Here is an 18,184-nt window from a genome sequence, read left to right on the forward strand (position 1 = left end):
GTCCGGACATGTGCGCGTCGGACTGGAATCCTCCGGTCGGTTGACACAACCTTTCCGCTCGAACACTTTCGCGCGCCTTGGCTGCCCCCCGGCGGTCCCTGCCACATGTCTGGAACCAAGCACCGATGAATGTTGTCGTCGTAGAATCCCCGGCCAAAGCCAAAACCATCAACAAATATCTCGGTTCGGACTACACGGTTCTGGCGAGTTTCGGCCATGTCCGCGACCTGCCGGCCAAGGATGGATCGGTCAAACCGGACGAAGATTTCGAGATGGCGTGGGAGATCGACACGGCCTCCGCCAAACGGGTCAAGGCGATCGCCGACGCAGTCCGCGACTCCGACCGCCTCATTCTTGCGACTGACCCGGATCGCGAAGGTGAAGCGATCTCGTGGCACTTGCTGGAAGCGCTGCAAAAGCGCCGTGTGCTCAAGAATGTGACAGTCCAGCGGGTGGCCTTCAACGCCATCACCAAGCCGGCTATCCTGGAAGCGATGGCGCATCCGCGCGCCGTCGACATGGAGCTGGTCAACGCCTATCTGGCCCGCCGTGCGCTCGACTATCTGGTCGGCTTTACCCTTTCGCCGGTGCTCTGGCGCAAACTGCCAGGGTCACGCTCGGCTGGCCGTGTGCAATCCGTTGCCCTGCGCCTGATCTGTGACCGCGAGCTGGAGATCGAGAAATTCCGCTCCGAGGAGTACTGGACCGTTGATGCAGACCTGACCGCCAATTCGGACAGTTTCCGGGCCAAGCTGGTCACACTCGGTGGCAAGAAGCTCCAGAAGCTTTCGATCAAGGACCGCGCCAGCGCCAATGCGGCGGTGGAGGCGATCAAGAGTGCCGACCTGTCGATCACCGGGGTCGAGGCAAAGCCGGCCAAGCGCAATCCGCCGCCGCCCTTCACCACCTCGACCCTGCAGCAGGAAGCCGCCCGGAAGCTCGGATTCTCTGCCACCCGCACCATGCAGACCGCACAGAAGCTCTATGAGGGTGTCACCCTCGGCGGCGAGACGACCGGCCTGATCACCTATATGCGGACCGACGGCGTCACCATGGTACCCGAAGCGGTCAACCAGGCCCGCGACGTGATCGGCAAGGAGCACGGCTCGCTCTACGTCCCCTCGGCGCCCCGTCACTACGCCTCCAAGGCCAAGAACGCCCAGGAAGCGCACGAGGCGATCCGTCCGACCAGCTTCTCGCGCCTGCCTGAAAAGCTGTCGCTGGATGCGGACATGGCTCGCCTTTACCAGCTGATCTGGCGACGGGCGGTTGCCAGCCAGATGGAAAGCGCCCGCTTCGAGCGGACCACGGTGGATATCGCCACCCCGGACGGACAGACGGCGCTGCGTGCGGTTGGCACGGTCCAGCTCTTTGACGGTTTCCTGGCCCTCTACCAGGAAGGCCGCGACGATGAAGAGGATGAAGGCGAAAACCGCCTGCCCAAGCTGACCCAGGGCGCTGCCGCCACCGTCGCCAAGACGCATGCCGACCAGCACTTCACCCAGCCGCCACCGCGTTTTACCGAAGCCTCTCTGGTCAAGCGCATGGAAGAGCTGGGCATCGGTCGTCCCTCGACCTATGCCTCGACGCTTCAGGTGCTGCGCGACCGCGAATACGTGCAGATGGAGAAGAACCGCTTCCATCCCTTCGACAAGGGTCGGGTGGTGATCGCCTTCCTGGAAAACTTCTTCGCGCGCTATGTCGAGTATGACTTCACAGCCTCGCTTGAAACCCAGCTCGACAAGGTCTCGGCCGGTGAGCTCGACTGGAAACAGTTGCTGCGCGATTTCTGGACCGATTTCCGGGCCGCCATCGACGAGATCGGTGAGCTGCGCATCACCAATGTGCTCGATGCGCTCAACGAGGCTCTGGCGCCGCACATCTTCCCGGAAAAGGAAGACGGCACGGATCCGCGCCTCTGCCCGTCTTGCAAAGAGGGCATGCTGAGCCTGCGTCTGGGCAAGTTCGGCGCCTTCCTGGGCTGCTCGAACCACCCCGATTGCTCCTTCACGCGCCAGATGAGCCCTCCCGGCGAGGATGACGCCCAGGGCGATCGCGTGATCGTCCAGCACCCGGAGACGGGCAAGGATGTCGAACTGAAGAATGGCCGCTTCGGCTGGTATCTCCAGATGCAGCTGGATGGCGAGGATAAGCCCAAACGCTCCTCCATCCCCAAGGGCTGGGACGCGGCGACCCTGACCGAGGAACAAGCGATCAAGCTGATCGACCTGCCCCGCACGGTTGGCGAGCATCCTGATGACGGCCAGCCGATCACCGCCAATATCGGCCGCTATGGTCCCTATGTTCACCACGACAAGACCTACGCCAATATCCCCTCGGTCGAGGAAGTCTTCGAGATCGGCGTCAATCGCGCGGTCTCGGTGATCGCCGACAAGCGGGCCAATGGCGGACGCCGCGGCGCGACGGCTTCTGCGCTCAAGGAGCTGGGCGAGCATGACGGCAAGCCGGTCCGGATCATGTCCGGACGCTATGGTCCCTATGTGAAATACGAGAAGATCAACGCCACCCTGCCCAAGGATACCGATCCGGAAAGCGTGACTCTGGAACAGGCCATGGAATGGGTCGAGGCGAAGGCTGCCAAGGGCGGCAAGAAGAAAGCCCCGGCCAAGAAGAAGGCCCCTGCCAAGAAGAAAGCTCCGGCGAAGAAGGCAACCGCCAAAAAGCCGGCAGCGAAGAAACCGGCGGCCAAGAAGCCCGCAGCCAAGAAGACGGCCGCCGCCAAAGACAAGGCGGAATAGACCTGATGGCCGGCAAGACAGAGTTTGATGCCGGCCTGAACCGCGAGGCGGTCATTGACGCCGTCCGCGAGGGTGGCGGTGAATATGGAAAGCGCGAGCTGGCCCGGGCGATGTCCCTGAAGGGCAGCGATGCCAAGCGGGCCCTCAACGACGCGCTCGCCGCACTGACCGAAGACGGCACCCTGACCCGCTCGAACAGCAAGACCTATTCCCTGCCCGGCGCCCTGCCAGCGGTTTGCGTCGTCCAGCTGACGGGACGCGACAATGACGGCGAGCTTCTGGCCGAGCCGGTTCGACCGGACCGCCAGGCCCCCGTGATCCGCCTGGCCCCCGGTGAAGGCGCCGGTGGCAAGGGCACACCGGCCATCGGCATTGGCGACAAGGCGCTGGTCCGCCTCGCTCGACAAGACGATGGCAGCTATGAGGCCCGGCTGATCAAGAAGCTCGGCCAGAGCGCCCACAAACTCCTGTGCATGCTGCGCAAGCCGCAATCGGGGCCCTACCGGCTCCTGCCGGTCGACCGACGGTCACGCCATGAGCTGGTCCCGGCGAAGGGCGAGGCCGAGAAGGCCCGCGACGGTGACCTGGTCCTGTGTGAGATCGCCAAGGATCGCCGCCATGGACTGAAAACCGCCCGGATCGTGGAAGTCGTCGGCGATGCCAGTGCGCCCGGCGCCGGCAGCCTGATCGCGCTGTATTCCCACGGGGTTCCCCAAGGCTTTACCGAGGCCGAACAGCGCGAGGCCGACGAGGCTCCGACGGCGAAACAGGGCAATCGCGAAGACCTGCGCGCCCTGCCCCTGATCACGATCGACCCGGACGACGCCAAGGATCATGACGACGCCGTCTGGGCCGCACCCGACGACGATCCGAAAAACCCTGGCGGCTGGCAGGTCATCGTCGCCATTGCCGATGTCGCCGCCTATGTAACACCCGGCAGCGCGCTCGATCGCGGTGCCTTCAAGCGCGGCAACTCGGTCTATCTTCCCGACCGGGTCGTGCCGATGCTGCCCGAGCGCCTGTCCAACGACCTGTGCTCGCTGCGAGAGAAGGAAGACCGGCCTTGCCTGGCGGTGCGGATGGTCTTCGACAAGTCCGGCAACAAGCGCTCACACACCTTCATGCGCGGCTGGATGCGCTCGGCCGCCAAGCTCTCCTATACACAAGCCCAGGATGCCATTGATGGCCGCGATGGCGGTCCGGCCAATGCCCTGCTCGACGACGTGCTGAAACCCCTGTGGGGGGCCTATTTCGCCGCCCGCGAGGCACGCGGTCGCCGCGAGCCGCTGGAAATCGACGCACCGGAGCGGCGGGTCCGGGTCGGCGAGGACGGCCAGGTGATCGGGGTGGAAACCCGCCAGCGCTTCGACGCCCACAAGCTGGTCGAAGAATTCATGATCCAGGCCAATGTTTGCGCTGCGGAAACCCTGGAGCAAAAGCGCACGCCGCTGATCTACCGCGTCCACGAGCCACCCTCGCGCGAGAAGATCGACGCGCTGTCCGACTTCCTGCCGACCGTCGGCATGAAATGGGCGAAGGGCAACAAGGTCGAGACCGGGCGTTTCAACCAACTGCTCAAGCAGGCCAAAAGCTCCGAGCACTATGAAACGATCAATGTGGTGGTCCTGCGCAGCCAGTCACAGGCGGTCTATGACACCGAGAACCAGGGCCATTTCGGGCTCAACCTGCAGCGCTATGGCCATTTCACCTCGCCCATCCGCCGCTATGCCGACCTGACCGTCCACCGGGCGCTGATCCGGGCGTTGGGACTGGGCGATGACGGCCAGAGCGACGAGGAACGAAGTCGCCTCACCGTCATCGCGGAAGAAATCACCCATGCCGAGCGGCGGGCCATGGCCGCCGAGCGTGATGCGGTCGACCGCTTCATCGCCGCCTACCTGGCCGACAAGATCGGCGCCGAATTTTCCGGCCGCATCACCGGGGTGACCCGTTTCGGCTGCTTCGTGAAGCTGGACGAGACCGGCGCCGACGGTCTGGTACCGATCTCCCGGCTGGGAGAGGAGCGCTTCGAACACGACGAGAAGATCCACGCTCTGGTTGGGCTTCAGACCGGATCGCGCTACCGGCTCGGCATGCCGGTCATGGTGCGCATAGACGAAGCCCAGCCGGTCACCGGCGGCCTTCTGCTGGACATGCTGACCGAGGCGGAAAAAGGCGAACGACCGAGCGGCCGCCGCCGTCCCAAGTCCGGCGGACCACCCAATGGCCGACGCTCCGGCAAGCCGTGGAAGAAGGGCCGCCGCCGATGAACGATGAGCGGCCGCGCAAGGATGTCAGGCCGATGCGCCCGCGCCTCGCGGCCTCCCTGATCCTCACCCGGCGCGAAGGCGACCGGATCGACGTGCTGATGGGACGGCGCTCGGCCAGGCATGTCTTCATGCCCAACAAATACGTCTTCCCTGGCGGCCGGGTCGACCGGGCCGACAGCACGGCTCCGCTTGCGCGCGATCTGGATGCTCAAGTTTTGAATGTGATGTCGCGCACCATGGCCGCCACCCGCGCTCGCGCCGCTGCCGCTGCCGCAGTCCGTGAAACCGCCGAGGAGACCGGCCTTCTGATCGCCCGCGAAGCGCCTATTCGTAGCCGCCACGTCAATTGGCTACCCTTCCGCGACGCCGGCGCCGCGCCGGACCTCGCCCCGCTCAAACTCATCACCCGTGCCATCACCCCGCCGGGCCGCACCCGCCGTTTCGATACCTGGTTCTTCACCGCCGACGCCTCGGCGCTGCTGGATGATCGCGCACCCAAGCCAAGCGACGAACTGGAAGATGTTCAATGGGTCACACTGGCCGATGCCCGCCAGCTGGACCTTCCCTTCGTGACCCATTTCGTGTTGGATGAACTCAAGCGCGTCCAGCCGCCGGCTCCCGAACATCCACGCTGCATGCGGGCCGTGCGCGGCAAGATGGTCGTGGAAGCACTCTGATCACCGCGACGCGGCCCGCCTGCCGCCTGAGCAAGACGTCCGGACCGGCCAGCGCTATAGCTGAGCCATGACAAACCCGCTAACCGATCCCCGTTTTGCCAACAACCGCTCGCTGATTGCGGCGATCTGTTGTGCGGCGGTGTGCGGAATCGTGTTCGGTCTTTCCATGCCGCTGATCTCGCTGCGCCTGGAAGGGATGACGGCGTCAGGTTTGATCGTCGGCCTCAACGGGGCCGCTGCGGCAGCCTCGACACTCGTCATGGCACCGCTCGTACCGCGCCTGCTTTCCCTTGTTCCGGGACGCGTGCTGATCGTGATCAGCCTTGTGTTGGCCGGCACGCTGCACGCGCTCTTTCCCGTTTTTGACAACGTGCCGGCCTGGTTTGTTCTTCGCTTCGTCATGGGCTGCTTCATGACCGTGGTCTTTGTCGTTTCGGAAACCTGGATCAACCAGATCGCCACGCCGCTGCGCCGCGCCACAATCCTGGGCATTTACGGGACAGTCCTGTCCGGCGGTTTCGGGATCGGCGCCTTCCTCTTTGGCCAACTGGGCGCGGTCAGCAATGCCGGCTTCTATGTCGGCGGGTTGATTTTCCTGATCGGCGCAATTCCCATCATTCTTCTGCAAGGTCCGGCGGCCCAGGCCCCGGACAAGGATGAAGCCTCGCCGCGCGCCATTCTGGGCGCCGCGAAGGCTGCGCCGGCGGCGATCGGGGCGGCCCTGGCCTTTGGCGCCCTGGAAACCGTCCTGTTCTCCCTGGCACCGGTCTATGGCGACCGGCTGGCGCTGAGCGAGCATGGCATTTCCCTGGTTGCCATGGCTGCGGCTGCCGGGGCCCTCGCCTTCCAGATCCCGCTGGGCTGGATCGCCGACCGCACCGATCGCCGCGACACGCTGAAATGGATCGCCACCACGGCCGCCGTCACGCCGCTTGCCATCTGGGCGGTCGGCGATTTCCTGCCGGGCATGATGCTGCTCTTCTTCATCCAGGCGGGCGTCGCGTCCGGCCTCTACACGGTCGGCCTTGCCCTGCTGGGAGAGCGCTTTTCCGGCGGCGGGATCGCCGCCGCCAACGCCGCCTTCATCTTCGCCTATGGTGCCGGCTCGCTTTTCGGGCCGCCAACGTCGGGCACGGCCATGGATATTGTGGGACCGCAGGGGCTGATGATCGTCATGGCCGCGATTGCAGCGGTCTATGCTGGACTGGTGTGGCGGCGTGCATCACGTACAGCCGGGAACAGTTGACAGCGGCGCTGCCGTGCGTATGTTCGCGCGCTCTCGCATCGGCACGGGGTCGATCGCGCGCACACACTATGCACCAGGACATTTAGAGCCATGGCGAAGCCGACAACCATCAAGATCCGCCTGAACTCCACGGCTGGTACGGGTTATTTCTACGTGACGAAGAAAAATGCGCGCACCATGACCGAGAAGCTCGTGCTGAAGAAGTACGACCCGGTCGCCCGCAAGCACGTCGATTTCAAGGAAGCGAAAATCAAGTAGGACGGGTTTCCCGTTCGAACGGCTTTCCCCGCTCGACCATCAAGTTTTGTCAGGCCGCGGCGTTGTCCGCGGCCTGAACTTGATTCCGGCCAGCGTTCTTGGCGGCATAGAGCGCCTCGTCAGCCCGTCGCAGGAAGGCATCGACGCTCTCGCCGCGGCGGGCCTGGGCAATGCCGATACTGACCGTCACCGGGATCCGGGTCCCGTCAGGCAGATCGAAACCGGCTCCGGCGACGCTGGAGCGCAGACGTTCCGCTGCAATTCCGGCCTCGGCCATCCCCGCTCCGGGCATGACCACCACAAATTCCTCACCACCGTATCGGGCCGCAAGGTCGAGCGCGCGCAATCCGGTCTGCAACCGGGTCGAAAAATCACGCAGGACGCTGTCACCGGCGTCATGGCCGTAGGAATCATTGATCGATTTGAAATGATCGATATCAGCCAGCAGCAGGGCAACCGGCGCACCGCCATTGCCGGCGCTGTCCATGGCCTGGCGAAGCCGCGATGAAATATAGCGGCGGTTGTGCAGGCCGGTCAGCTGATCGGTCACCGCATGTTCCATGCCCTGGTCGAGGTGCGAGCGCAGCTGGTCAGCATACCGCTTGCGCCGTAGCAGTGTGCGCGCCCGAGCTGTCAGCTCGCCGGCGTCCACCGGACGCTGGATGATGTCATTGACGCCCAAATCGAGCGCCCGCACCGCGTGTTTCACATCGCCGGGCCGCACGACAGCGAGGATCGGAAGCTGGCGGGTGGCCGCGTCCGAACGGATGCGCGCGCACAGCCTGAGCCCATCAAAATCTGTCGCTGTCAGATCGACGATCAGCAGGTCGGCATCGTCGCGAACAGCCGCGATCGCCGTGGCGGGATCGTTGATCTGAATGCTGATGGCAGTCGTCGGCATGGCTGCAGCGAGCCGACCGGTTGCGCGCGGGTCAGGGCTGACCACGATCACGCGGGCGGGAAGGTCGTCATCGTCGTGCAGTTCACCGGCTATGCCTGACATCGCCGAACTGGACTCGCGGAAACGCAATTCGTCGAGCACTTCCTTGAGACGCAACAGGCTGCGAACCCGCGCGAACATCGCGACATCGTCAATCGGCTTGGTCAGGAAATCATCGGCGCCGGCTTCCAGACCCCGGATCCGGTCCTCGCGCTGATCGAGCGCGGTCACCATGACAACCGGTATGTGCCGGGTGGCGGGGTCATCCTTGATCCGGGAACAGGTTTCATACCCGTCCATGCCCGGCATCATGACGTCGAGGAGGATGAGATCGGGCTGTTCTGACTTGGCCAGGACAAGCGCATCGGCGCCATTGGTCGCCGTGCAAACCTCGAAATATTCGGCCTGAAGACGCGCCTCAAGCAGCCTGACATTGGCGGCCTGGTCGTCCACGACGAGAATACGCGCACTCATCGACGGCCACCCCTAGTCCAGAAATTGACGAACCGTCTGAATAAACGTTGCCACGGTAATCGGCTTGGACAGATAGGCCTCGCACCCGCCTTCGCGGATGCGCTCCTCGTCGCCCTTCATGGCAAACGCCGTGACAGCGACCACCGGAATTGCCGCCAGCGCATCATCGTCCTTGAGCCACTTGGTGACTTCAAGGCCGGACACTTCCGGCAGCTGGATATCCATGAGAATCAGATCGGGCGTGTGTTCACGCGCCATTTCGAGCGCCTTGAAGCCGTCCTTGGTCTGCAGGGTCTCATAGCCATGAGCCTCCAGCAGATCATTGAACAGTTTCATGTTCAGCTCGTTATCTTCGACAATCAGGACCTTTTTGGGCATGACCTGCAGCATGTCGGCGACGCGCTTCCCGTTGTTTGCACATATTTTATCGTGCTTGTTGAACCCCACCTTCACTAAACCCGACTTTCCTTAACCAACCATGAGTCGAGGGCCACTTTTCGGGTCGCGTGGTACAAGATAAGAACAAAAAGGGGCCACCCGGATTATAGCCCGCGAGCCAGGGGACGACAGCATGAATCGTATCGGTATCGACCTTGGCGGAACCAAGATTGAAGCGCGCCTGTTCGCGCCCGGCAGCGAGGAGCGTGTGCGTCGGCGTGTGCCGACACCGCGCGACTATGACAGCACGCTGGGCGAGATCGAGCGACTTGTACGGGCCCTGGAGGCCGAACACGGTGCCGCACGGGTCGGACTGGCGCACCCTGGCTCGACAAGTCCGGACACCGGGCTCATGCGCAATGCCAACTCGGTCTGGCTCAATGGCCGCCCCTTCCGCGACGACCTGTCAGCCAGGCTCGAACGCCCTGTCAGGATGGCAAATGATGCCAATTGCTTCGCCCTGTCGGAGGCCCGCGACGGGGCCGGGCGCGACGGCGATGTTGTTTTCGGTGTCATAGTCGGAACCGGCGTCGGTGGCGGCGTTGTGGTCAATGGGCAACTGATCGATGGCACGCAGGGAATTGCCGGAGAGTGGGGACATCTGCCGCTGCCCTGGCCACAAGACGATGAGCTGGCGCCGCCCGCCTGCTGGTGCGGCAGGACCGGCTGCCTGGAAACCTGGCTGTCCGGCCCCGGCCTGGCCAGCGATCACGCCCGGCGGAACGGCGGTGCGCTGGACGCGAGCGAGATCGCCCTCGCGGCACAGGACGGCAACGCCGCGGCGTCGGAAAGCATTGAACGTCACGGCGAACGAATGGCTCGCGGCCTCGCCTTGGTCATCAACATTCTCGATCCCGACATCGTCGTCCTGGGCGGAGGGGTATCCAACGCCGACGGGTTGGTCGAGCGGATCAACCGCGCCCTGCCCGCCTGGTTGTTCTCGGATGTCTGTCGTACGGGCATTGTTCGCCATGAGCACGGTGATGCCTCCGGCGTCCGGGGTGCGGCCTGGCTGTGGGATGAGGACGGAGTCCGGATGTGAGCCCTCCCGGCCTGCCCGGTTATTGTCGCGCCTGCCTGACGCCATTGCCCGGTCCGGTCGATGCCTGCCCGCAGTGTGGCAGTCACAGATTGCTCCATCACGCGGAGCTGGACACCTTGTCCATCGCCCATATCGATTGCGACGCCTTCTTTGCGGCTGTGGAAAAGCGCGACAATCCGGAGCTGGAGGACAGGCCGGTCATCATCGGCGGCCAACAACGCGGTGTCGTTTCGACCTGTTGCTATGTCGCGCGCCTGTATGGCGTTCACTCGGCCATGCCGATGTTCCAGGCCTTGAAGGCCTGCCCCGATGCTGTCGTGATCCGGCCGGAACACGGCAAGTACACACACGAGGGGCTTCGCATCCGCAACATGATGAAGGACATCACGCCACTGGTGGAGCCCCTGTCCATCGACGAGGCCTTCCTTGACCTCACCGGCACGACCCGGCTGCACGGCGCACCGCCAGCCCTCACCCTGTTGCGCCTCCAGAGGCGCATTGAGGAGCAGGTCGGGATCACCGTCTCGGTCGGCCTTTCCTTCAACAAGTTTCTGGCCAAGACAGCCTCTGACCTCGACAAGCCGAACGGGTTTGCCGTGATAGGCGAGGCGGAAGCACTGGACTTCCTGGCCCCGCGGCCGGTGCGCTCGATCTACGGCGTCGGCCCCGCCTTTGCCGCTAAGCTGGAGCGCGACGGTATCCGCACCCTGTCCGACATCCGCCGCCAGGGAGACAAGCGCATGGCCGAGCGCTATGGCGATATGGGTTACCACCTGTCACGCCTGTCGCGTGGTGAAGACCGGCGCCAGGTCTCACCGGAACGCGAACGCAAAAGCGTGTCGTCCGAAACCACCTTCAATGCCGATCATGACGACCGCGAGACACTGGAGAAACATCTCTGGCGCCTGAGTGTAAAAGTCGCCGACCAGATTAAGTCCAAGGGACTGTCAGGTCTGGTTGTCACGCTCAAACTCAAGACTGCGCAATTCAAGACCCGCACCCGCCGCCGCACCCTGAGCGAACCCAGCCAACTCGCCGACACGCTGTTCCGGGTCGGCCGGGAGCTGCTCGACAAGGAGGTGGACGGGACACGCTTCCGCCTGATCGGGATCGGGTTTTCCGGCCTGCGCGATGCCGTCGGCGATGCCGGCGACTTGCTTGATCCCCAGGCCATCCGTCGTGCCACGGCCGAACGCGCCATGGACAGGGCGCGCGAACGCTTCGGCAGCGATGCGGTGATGAAAGGGCGCGGCCTCAGCGCGAAGCGGACGCCGAAACCTGATCAAACCAGTTGAAGATCCACGGCCAGAACGCGGCCGCGTCTTTCTTGAAGGCACCATGGTGGTCGACCCGATGCGCGCCGATATCGGCCGGGGCGAGGCGTCGGTGCTCGGTGGCGGCATTGGGATAGAGCTTCAACAGGTCCTCGGCTGACCGGCGAGCGCAAAGCCGGTCGTCCGAGAACGACCAGGAGCGGATCGGGGCTGTCACGGCGTCGAAATGATGCGGGGTCAGCTGATCGAGATAATGACCGAAATAGTCAGGCTTGGACGCCCACTGGCGCCATTGCAGGAAGACATCGCGTGGCAGGGCCGTGCCGCCCCAGACACCGCCCGCCGGAATATGGCCGGTCAACGCCAGACAGGCCGGGCCATAGAGCAACCAGAACAACAGCGCCGACGGACGGTAGGACACTTCATGCGCCCCCCAATAACCGGTGCCGACCGTGATGAAGGCATGCGCAAGCGGTGCCGTCGCATTGTCGGCAAAACCGGTCAGGTGCCCGCCGACCGAATGGCCAATCGTGTAAAGCGGCTGCCCCGGAGCCAAAGCCGCAGCCCGATCCAGGGCGGCAGCATGGTCGAGGCGGCCCCAGTCGACGATGTCCGCCTTGAAGCCGCGCATCTGTTTTGGTGCCGACCCGCCAATACCGCGATAATCATAGATCAGGCAGGCAAAGCCCGCCTCGGCGCCGGCCAGGGCCAGGCGTCGATACAGGCCTTTGGGAAAGCCTGTCCCTGACGAAATGAGCACAGCCGCGCTCGGATTGTCCGGCGCGATGATCCGGCCCGACAAGGAATAGCCGTCGCGGGCGTCGAACCGGATTTCTTCTTCGTGGAGCAGGGTCATCATGACCACACCATGCGGGATGACGCGCGCGTCAAGTCAAGCGCGCAGATTGCATGGCCGGGATACGGCGCTAATCTCCGCTTCGATCACACACACCGGAGGCCGACATGTCCGCTATCGATACCCGTCTCGCCGATCTTGAAATCACCTTGCCGGAACCGGTCGCACCGGTCGCCAATTATGTGCCCTTCGTTCAGACCGGCAACCAGGTCTTCATTTCCGGCCAGGTTTCGGTCGGACCGGACGGGCTGGTGAAGGGGACATTGGGCCGCGATATGGACGTCGCCGCCGGTCAGGCGGCGGCCCGGCTGTGCGGCATCAATCTCGTCGCCCAGTTGAAAGCCGCTTGCGGCGGTGACCTTGCCCGCCTCAAGCGCGTTGTGAAACTGGGCGGATTTGTTGCTGCAGTGCCGGGCTTTACCGACATCCCGCTGGTCATCAACGGGTGTTCAGACCTGATGGTCGCGGTCTTTGACGAGGCCGGCCGTCACGCCCGCTCTGCCGTGTCCTGCCCGGTTCTGCCCCTGGGTGCTGCTGTCGAAGTCGACGGCGTGTTCGAGATCGTCTGACGGGTACCTGGCGAAACACCGCCCGCCCGCAAACACGCGGATTTTACAGGCCCGCCCCTCGCAACGGGTTGATCGCTGCGCTAGACAGACGCGGAACCACGGAGACTGCCCCATGCATCGCTTGTTTGTCTTTCTTGCGGCCACGGTCGCCCTGCTCGGCTGCCAACAGCCGGCCGCTTCCGCCCAGCTGTCCGAGCCGGAACGCGACGAAGTCCGCGAGCTGGTACGCGAATACATCCTGGAGAATCCGGAAATCATTGAAGAGGCGCTGATCGAGCTGCAACGCCGCGCCCGGGCTCGGGAAATGCAGTCGGTGTACGACGCCCTCTCCGCCAATGAGGTTGCCATCTACAATGATCCGCGCGATCCGCGCCTGGGTCCTGACGACGCCGACGTCGTGATCGTCGAATTCATGGATTACAAGTGTTCCTATTGCCGGGTGGCTGCCTCATGGGTTGAAAACGTCCGCGAGGAGTATGGCGACCGGGTGCAGATCCTGTTCAAGGAATACCCGATCCTTGGCGAGGAGTCGGTGGAGGCCTCGCGTGCCGCGATCGCAGCCCTTCGCCAGGGTGAGGCGGTCTATGCGGCCTTCCACATGGCCCTCATCCGTTCATCGGGCCCGCTGCCAGGGTCACGCATTGACCAGCTTGCCGCGGTCTCCGGTGTCGATGTCGCCCGCATGCGGGCCGACATGGAGGATCCGGAAATCATGGCCCACATCAATCAGGTGCGCTCGCTGGGCCGGGCCCTCAACGTGACCGGCACCCCCTTCTTCATTGTCGACGGCGTGGTCGTGCCCGGGGCCAACGAGATGGCTTTGAACGAGGCGTTGGCCGCCGCCCTGCGCGGCTAGATCAAACCGGACAGCGGGCTGGACGGATCGGCGTAGCGCTTCTTGGGCATGCGCCCGGCCAGATAGCTTTCACGACCGGCAATGACCGCATGGCGCATGGCCCGCGCCATGCGGATCGGGTCTTTCGCTTCGGCGATGGCCGTGTTCATCAACACGCCGTCACACCCCAGTTCCATGGCCACCGTGGCGTCTGAAGCCGTCCCGACTCCGGCATCGACGATGACCGGCACCTTTGTCTGCTCGATGATGAGGCGGATATTGACCGGGTTCTGGATGCCCAGGCCCGAGCCGATCGGCGCGCCCAGCGGCATGATCGCGCAACAGCCGATCTCTTCCAGCTTCTTCGCGTAGACCGGATCGTCCGAGCAATAGACCATGACGTCGAACCCGTCCTGGATCAAAAGCTCAGCGGCCCGCAGCGTCTCGGCCATGTCGGGATAAAGGTGTTTGGGGTCGGACAGGACTTCCAGCTTGACCAGATTCCAGCCGCCGGCCTCGCGTGCCAGGCGCAGCGTACGCACGGCGTCCTCGCCGGTGAAACAGCCGGCGGTGTTGGGCAGGAAAGTGTAATCCTCCGGCGAAATGAAATCGACCAGGCGCGGCTCGTCCGGATTGGACAGGTTTACCCGGCGGATGGCGACGGTGATCATCTCGGCGCCGGAGGCCTCGAGCGCCTGAGCGTTCTGGGCGTAGGTCTTGTACTTGCCGGTACCGATGATCAGGCGCGAGGTGAAGGCGCGACCGGCCACGACCAGCGGCTTGTCCTCGAAGGCTGTCTCCAGCGTGATTGCGTCGTCCATCTCATCCACCTCCAACAAACGCGACGATCTCAATCCGGTCGCCATCGGCGAGCGCGGTCTGCTCATATTGCGAGCGCGGCACGATGGCCAGATTACGCTCGACGGCGATCTTGCGACCATCGAGGCCGAGTATGGTGACAAGGCCACTCACACTGGTATCGGGCGCGACCTTGCGGCCTTCGCCATTGACTGTCAGCTGCAGCATGGTCTTCGCTGGCCTTTCGTTGAGTCCCTCGTTAGACCCGTGGTAAATCCCGTAACCGCTGAAAAGCAAGGCCATGACCCAACCGATTCACATTCTCAACGGTCCCAACCTCAACCTGCTCGGCACCCGTGAGCCGGAGGTTTACGGGACGCTGCGCCTGGACGAGATCGAACAGGCCTGTGCCGACCATGCCCGTGATTTGGGGTATGACATCGTCTTTCGCCAGTCCAATCATGAAGGTGAACTGATTGACTGGCTGCATGACGCAAACGTCAACGCCTGTGCCGTGGTTTTCAACCCGGCTGCATTTACGCATACATCGGTCGCTTTGCACGACGCGGTTCGCGCGATAGAACCTCCTGTCATCGAAGTACATTTGAGTCAGACGGCAGCACGCGAAACATTTCGGCACCACTCCTACATCGCCCGGGCGGCACGCGGATCGATCACCGGTTTCGGTCTGCAAAGCTACCTTCTGGGCATCAACGCTGCCATCACCTCTCTTGGCAACTGACGGAACCAAAGGGTTTACATCATGAGTTCTGATTCCCGCCCCCGCTCCCCGATCAGCGCGAAACTTGTCCGCGAACTCGCCGACATCCTGCGCGAAACCGACCTGTCGGAAATCGAAGTCGAGCGGGGAGATCTGCGCCTCAAGATCGCCCGTCAGATTACAGCCGCGCCGGTCGTGCACAGCGTGGCGGCCCCCGCTGCCGCGCCGGCGGCCGCAGCCCCCGCAGCTGCGCCGGTTGCTGCCGCGACCCCGGCAGCCTCGGTCGATGATCCGGACGCGGTCAAATCCCCGATGGTGGGCACAGCCTATCTGCGGCCCAACCCGGATGCCGGCAATTTCGTGACTGTCGGCGACCAGGTCAAAAAGGGCGATACCATCCTGCTGGTCGAAGCCATGAAAACCTTCAACCCGATCACGGCAGAGAAAGCCGGCACGGTCAGCGCCATTCTTGTCGAAGACGGGCAGCCGGTCGAATACGGCGAACCCCTCTTCGTCCTGTCCTGACGCGACCAGCAAGGCGAGCGACGACATGTTCGACAAGATCCTGATCGCCAATCGCGGCGAAATTGCCCTTCGCGTCCATCGCGCCTGCCGCGAGATGGGCATCCGCACCGTGGCCGTGCACTCCGAGGCCGATGCCAATGCGATGCATGTCCGCCTCGCCGACGAGAGCGTGTGCATCGGACCACCGCCGGCAAACAAGTCCTATCTCAACATCCCGGCCATTATCACGGCCGCCGAGGTGACCGGCGCCCAGGCGATCCACCCGGGCTATGGCTTCCTGTCGGAGAACGCCCGTTTCGCCGAGATCGTCGAAGCGCACGGCCTCGCCTTCATCGGACCGACGGCGGCCCATATCCGCATGATGGGCGACAAGATTACCGCCAAGCAGGCCGTCATGGATGCCGGCATTCCGGTCGTTCCAGGGTCCGAGGGCGGCGTCGACAGCTATGAAGACGCGGTGCCGATCGCCGAGCAGATCGGCTACCCGGTGCTGATCAAGGCTGCCTCCGGTGGCGGCGGCCGTGGCATGAAGGTGGCCGAGACAGCCGCCAACCTGAAAGAAGCCATGGACACGGCCTCGACCGAGGCCCTCGCGGCCTTTGGCGACGGTACGGTCTATATCGAGAAGTATCTCGGCCGCCCGCGCCATATCGAGATCCAGATCCTCGCCGACACGCATGGCAATGTGGTCCATCTGGGCGAGCGTGACTGCTCGCTGCAGCGCCGCCACCAGAAGATCCTCGAGGAAGCCCCCTCACCGGCCCTCAATGACGATGATCGCAAGAAGATCGGTGATGTTGTCCGCAGGGCCATCGAGGCGATCGGCTATCGCGGTGTCGGCACGATCGAATTCCTGTGGGAAAACGGTGAGTTCTACTTCATCGAGATGAACACCCGCCTGCAGGTGGAGCATCCGGTCACCGAGATGATCACCGGCATCGACCTGGTGCGCGAACAGATCCGCGTTGCCGATGGCCAGAAGCTCGACATCAAGCAGTCCGATGTGACTTTTGAAGGCTGGGCCATCGAATGCCGAATCAATGCCGAAAACGCGCGCACCTTTGCGCCGTCTCCGGGCCTGGTCACGGACTTCCACGCGCCCGGCGGCCTTGGCGTCCGCCTCGATTCCGCCCTTTATGCCGGTTATTCCATTCCACCCTATTATGACAGCCTGATCGGCAAGCTGATCGTGCATGGGCGCACCCGCCAGGAAGCCCTGTTGCGGCTGCGCCGGTCGCTGGAGGAAATGGTTGTCGGCGGGATCGAGACGACGATCCCGATCTTCCTCGACCTGCTTGAGGAACCCGATTTCGTCAGCGGCAACTACCACATCCGTTGGCTGGAAGACTGGTTGGCAAGCCGGGAGAGCTGATCCCTCCGGCCGGTTGGTACAGGAGTGATCATGCGCGGATTTGGCGCCGAGGAATTGCTCAACTGCTACGCCCGCGGCGTCTTCCCAATGGCGGAAGGCCGTGATGATCCGCGGATCTACCTCCTCGATCCGGACGAGCGCGGCATCATCCCGCTCAATGCTTTCCATGTTTCGCGGAGCCTGCGAAAAAAAGTCCGGCAGGACGTGTTCCAGGTAACGGTCGATCAGGACTTTGCGGCCGTCGTCGCTGGCTGCGCACAGCCGTCAGCCGACCGCGAGGAGACCTGGATCAACGATTCAATCATCCGGCTCTATTCCGAACTTCACGCGGCGGGTTACGCCCATTCGGTCGAATGCTGGTCCGCTGGAGAAATGGTCGGCGGCCTGTACGGGGTTTCCCTCGGGGCAGCATTTTTCGGCGAGAGCATGTTCTCGGTCAGGCGGGATGCGTCAAAAGTCGCGCTCGTGCACCTCATCGCGCGCTTGAAGGCGGGCGGTTATACGCTTTTGGACACCCAGTTCACCACTGCGCATCTGGAATCCTTTGGCGCGCTCACCATTCCGCGCAGCGCGTATCGTGAACGGTTGGCCGATGCCTTGATTTTTGAGGCTGATTTCAACGCATTGCCGGACGAAATTTCCGGTCCTCAGGCCCTGCAGTCGACCACCCAGACATCGTAGACCGGATGTTCGAGCGGGTTTTGTGCCGGGCGCGAGGCAAACATCCAACCGGAAAAAACCTGCTCACCCTCGACATCAACGCCAAAACCATCCGTCCGGCGATCATTGATCTGCAGGAAGGCGTAGGTTTCGGGAGTCTCCTCGGGCGGCCGCTTGCGGCAATATTGCGCCGTGATTGACAGGGCACCGAACTGGGCTGTGTCGCCAATCGCGACTTCAAAGTCACGGGTCCGGGCGGTCACCTTGTCGAGACCCCGCAGAACCACAACACTCCCTGGCTCGGACGAAAGCGGGCCGCGTTCAACCGAATTGTCGGGATCATCACGCCGCAGGAGGTCGGCAGCGTCCGCCGCGGAGTCGGAGGCGGGCTGCGCACTGCCCTGCGACCACACAGGCGCGGCCAGCACAAGCGAAACAATCGAAACGAGAACACAGGTTTTCATGGTGCT

19 protein-coding genes are annotated in these 18,184 nt (G+C 63.6%); 13 read left to right on the plus strand and 6 right to left on the minus strand.

Features of this window, described 5'->3' with window-relative positions:
* The first annotated feature begins 125 nt into the window (after nucleotides 1-125).
* From topA to rpmG, 5 genes are all read left to right on the plus strand, one after another.
* Nucleotides 126-2,759: a type I DNA topoisomerase gene (topA, locus tag VOI18_RS05515; protein WP_323761407.1), complete on the plus strand. Its 2,634-nt coding sequence runs from the start codon at nucleotides 126-128 to the stop codon at nucleotides 2,757-2,759.
* Nucleotides 2,760-2,764: 5 nt separating this feature from the next.
* Nucleotides 2,765-5,029: a ribonuclease R gene (rnr, locus tag VOI18_RS05520; protein WP_323761408.1), complete on the plus strand. Its 2,265-nt coding sequence runs from the start codon at nucleotides 2,765-2,767 to the stop codon at nucleotides 5,027-5,029.
* A 32-nt stretch (nucleotides 5,030-5,061) separates the two neighbouring features.
* On the plus strand, nucleotides 5,062-5,706 hold the full coding sequence (locus VOI18_RS05525) for an NUDIX hydrolase (RefSeq protein WP_323761409.1): 645 nt from the start codon (nucleotides 5,062-5,064) through the stop codon (nucleotides 5,704-5,706).
* Nucleotides 5,707-5,773: 67 nt separating this feature from the next.
* Entirely contained in the window at nucleotides 5,774-6,952 is a 1,179-nt protein-coding gene (locus tag VOI18_RS05530) for an MFS transporter (RefSeq protein ID WP_323761410.1), read from the plus strand.
* A gap of 90 nt (nucleotides 6,953-7,042) precedes the next feature.
* Complete coding sequence (gene rpmG, locus VOI18_RS05535; RefSeq protein WP_011643217.1) at nucleotides 7,043-7,210, plus strand: 50S ribosomal protein L33; 168 nt, start codon at nucleotides 7,043-7,045, stop codon at nucleotides 7,208-7,210.
* Between the two features lie 49 nt (nucleotides 7,211-7,259).
* Here the strand turns inward: rpmG and VOI18_RS05540 are convergent, their stop codons facing one another.
* Nucleotides 7,260-8,624 carry a PleD family two-component system response regulator gene (locus VOI18_RS05540; RefSeq protein ID WP_323761411.1) on the minus strand — a complete coding sequence of 455 codons (1,365 nt, stop codon included), beginning with the start codon at nucleotides 8,622-8,624 and terminating at the stop codon, nucleotides 7,260-7,262.
* 12 nt (nucleotides 8,625-8,636) lie between these two features.
* On the minus strand, nucleotides 8,637-9,014 hold the full coding sequence (locus tag VOI18_RS05545) for a response regulator (protein WP_416374858.1): 378 nt from the start codon (nucleotides 9,012-9,014) through the stop codon (nucleotides 8,637-8,639).
* 181 nt (nucleotides 9,015-9,195) lie between these two features.
* On the opposite strand from VOI18_RS05545, the gene VOI18_RS05550 reads away from it, so the two are divergent.
* Together VOI18_RS05550 and VOI18_RS05555 are read left to right on the plus strand one after the other, a co-directional pair.
* Complete coding sequence (locus VOI18_RS05550) at nucleotides 9,196-10,104, plus strand: ROK family protein (protein WP_323761412.1); 909 nt, start codon at nucleotides 9,196-9,198, stop codon at nucleotides 10,102-10,104.
* Nucleotides 10,101-11,399, plus strand: coding sequence for a DNA polymerase IV (locus VOI18_RS05555; protein WP_323761413.1), 1,299 nt, complete (start codon nucleotides 10,101-10,103; stop codon nucleotides 11,397-11,399). Before VOI18_RS05550 ends, VOI18_RS05555 begins: the two co-directional genes overlap by 4 nt.
* Here VOI18_RS05555 and VOI18_RS05560 read toward each other — a convergent pair.
* Nucleotides 11,359-12,237, minus strand: coding sequence for a serine aminopeptidase domain-containing protein (locus VOI18_RS05560; RefSeq protein ID WP_323761414.1), 879 nt, complete (start codon nucleotides 12,235-12,237; stop codon nucleotides 11,359-11,361). The two genes, VOI18_RS05555 and VOI18_RS05560, sit on opposite strands and share 41 nt — an antisense overlap.
* A gap of 104 nt (nucleotides 12,238-12,341) precedes the next feature.
* Between VOI18_RS05560 and VOI18_RS05565 the strand changes: the two genes are divergently transcribed.
* Nucleotides 12,342-12,803 carry a RidA family protein gene (locus tag VOI18_RS05565; RefSeq protein ID WP_323761415.1) on the plus strand — a complete coding sequence of 154 codons (462 nt, stop codon included), beginning with the start codon at nucleotides 12,342-12,344 and terminating at the stop codon, nucleotides 12,801-12,803.
* A gap of 112 nt (nucleotides 12,804-12,915) precedes the next feature.
* A complete protein-coding gene (locus tag VOI18_RS05570) occupies nucleotides 12,916-13,659 on the plus strand; it encodes a DsbA family protein (RefSeq protein WP_323761416.1) in 744 nt (247 codons plus the stop codon).
* On the opposite strand, the gene VOI18_RS05575 is transcribed toward VOI18_RS05570, so the two are convergent.
* Together VOI18_RS05575 and thiS are read right to left on the minus strand one after the other, a co-directional pair.
* Complete coding sequence (locus VOI18_RS05575; protein WP_323761417.1) at nucleotides 13,656-14,459, minus strand: thiazole synthase; 804 nt, start codon at nucleotides 14,457-14,459, stop codon at nucleotides 13,656-13,658. The two genes, VOI18_RS05570 and VOI18_RS05575, sit on opposite strands and share 4 nt — an antisense overlap.
* A gap of 1 nt (nucleotide 14,460) precedes the next feature.
* Nucleotides 14,461-14,661 carry a sulfur carrier protein ThiS gene (gene thiS, locus VOI18_RS05580; RefSeq protein WP_041637380.1) on the minus strand — a complete coding sequence of 67 codons (201 nt, stop codon included), beginning with the start codon at nucleotides 14,659-14,661 and terminating at the stop codon, nucleotides 14,461-14,463.
* A 76-nt stretch (nucleotides 14,662-14,737) separates the two neighbouring features.
* On the opposite strand from thiS, the gene aroQ reads away from it, so the two are divergent.
* Genes aroQ through aat form a run of 4 tightly spaced genes read left to right on the plus strand, consistent with a single transcriptional unit; the run spans nucleotide 14,738 to nucleotide 17,735 of the window.
* Entirely contained in the window at nucleotides 14,738-15,178 is a 441-nt protein-coding gene (gene aroQ / locus VOI18_RS05585) for a type II 3-dehydroquinate dehydratase (RefSeq protein WP_323761418.1), read from the plus strand.
* Between the two features lie 21 nt (nucleotides 15,179-15,199).
* Entirely contained in the window at nucleotides 15,200-15,682 is a 483-nt protein-coding gene (gene accB, locus VOI18_RS05590) for an acetyl-CoA carboxylase biotin carboxyl carrier protein (RefSeq protein ID WP_323761419.1), read from the plus strand.
* 25 nt (nucleotides 15,683-15,707) lie between these two features.
* Entirely contained in the window at nucleotides 15,708-17,054 is a 1,347-nt protein-coding gene (gene accC / locus VOI18_RS05595; protein ID WP_323761420.1) for an acetyl-CoA carboxylase biotin carboxylase subunit, read from the plus strand.
* 30 nt (nucleotides 17,055-17,084) lie between these two features.
* Nucleotides 17,085-17,735, plus strand: a complete 651-nt coding sequence (gene aat / locus VOI18_RS05600) for a leucyl/phenylalanyl-tRNA--protein transferase (RefSeq protein ID WP_323761514.1) — start codon at nucleotides 17,085-17,087, stop codon at nucleotides 17,733-17,735.
* Here aat and VOI18_RS05605 read toward each other — a convergent pair.
* A complete protein-coding gene (locus VOI18_RS05605; RefSeq protein WP_323761421.1) occupies nucleotides 17,702-18,178 on the minus strand; it encodes a DUF2155 domain-containing protein in 477 nt (158 codons plus the stop codon). The genes aat and VOI18_RS05605 overlap by 34 nt on opposite strands.
* Nucleotides 18,179-18,184: the final 6 nt, after the last annotated feature.

This window comes from Maricaulis sp., assembly GCF_034670125.1.
Classification (GTDB): domain Bacteria; phylum Pseudomonadota; class Alphaproteobacteria; order Caulobacterales; family Maricaulaceae; genus Maricaulis.

Coding starts and splice junctions, on each gene's coding strand:
- topA (WP_323761407.1), top strand. CDS start 126: ATGAATGTTGTCGTCGTAGAATCCCCGGCCAAAGCCAAAACCATCAAC.
- rnr (WP_323761408.1), top strand. CDS start 2,765: ATGGCCGGCAAGACAGAGTTTGATGCCGGCCTGAACCGCGAGGCGGTC.
- VOI18_RS05525 (WP_323761409.1), top strand. CDS start 5,062: ATGCGCCCGCGCCTCGCGGCCTCCCTGATCCTCACCCGGCGCGAAGGC.
- VOI18_RS05530 (WP_323761410.1), top strand. CDS start 5,774: ATGACAAACCCGCTAACCGATCCCCGTTTTGCCAACAACCGCTCGCTG.
- rpmG (WP_011643217.1), top strand. CDS start 7,043: ATGGCGAAGCCGACAACCATCAAGATCCGCCTGAACTCCACGGCTGGT.
- VOI18_RS05540 (WP_323761411.1), bottom strand. CDS start 8,624: ATGAGTGCGCGTATTCTCGTCGTGGACGACCAGGCCGCCAATGTCAGG.
- VOI18_RS05545 (WP_416374858.1), bottom strand. CDS start 9,014: ATGCTGCAGGTCATGCCCAAAAAGGTCCTGATTGTCGAAGATAACGAG.
- VOI18_RS05550 (WP_323761412.1), top strand. CDS start 9,196: ATGAATCGTATCGGTATCGACCTTGGCGGAACCAAGATTGAAGCGCGC.
- VOI18_RS05560 (WP_323761414.1), bottom strand. CDS start 12,237: ATGATGACCCTGCTCCACGAAGAAGAAATCCGGTTCGACGCCCGCGAC.
- VOI18_RS05565 (WP_323761415.1), top strand. CDS start 12,342: ATGTCCGCTATCGATACCCGTCTCGCCGATCTTGAAATCACCTTGCCG.
- VOI18_RS05570 (WP_323761416.1), top strand. CDS start 12,916: ATGCATCGCTTGTTTGTCTTTCTTGCGGCCACGGTCGCCCTGCTCGGC.
- VOI18_RS05575 (WP_323761417.1), bottom strand. CDS start 14,459: ATGGACGACGCAATCACGCTGGAGACAGCCTTCGAGGACAAGCCGCTG.
- aroQ (WP_323761418.1), top strand. CDS start 14,738: ATGACCCAACCGATTCACATTCTCAACGGTCCCAACCTCAACCTGCTC.
- accB (WP_323761419.1), top strand. CDS start 15,200: ATGAGTTCTGATTCCCGCCCCCGCTCCCCGATCAGCGCGAAACTTGTC.
- accC (WP_323761420.1), top strand. CDS start 15,708: ATGTTCGACAAGATCCTGATCGCCAATCGCGGCGAAATTGCCCTTCGC.
- aat (WP_323761514.1), top strand. CDS start 17,085: ATGCGCGGATTTGGCGCCGAGGAATTGCTCAACTGCTACGCCCGCGGC.
- VOI18_RS05605 (WP_323761421.1), bottom strand. CDS start 18,178: ATGAAAACCTGTGTTCTCGTTTCGATTGTTTCGCTTGTGCTGGCCGCG.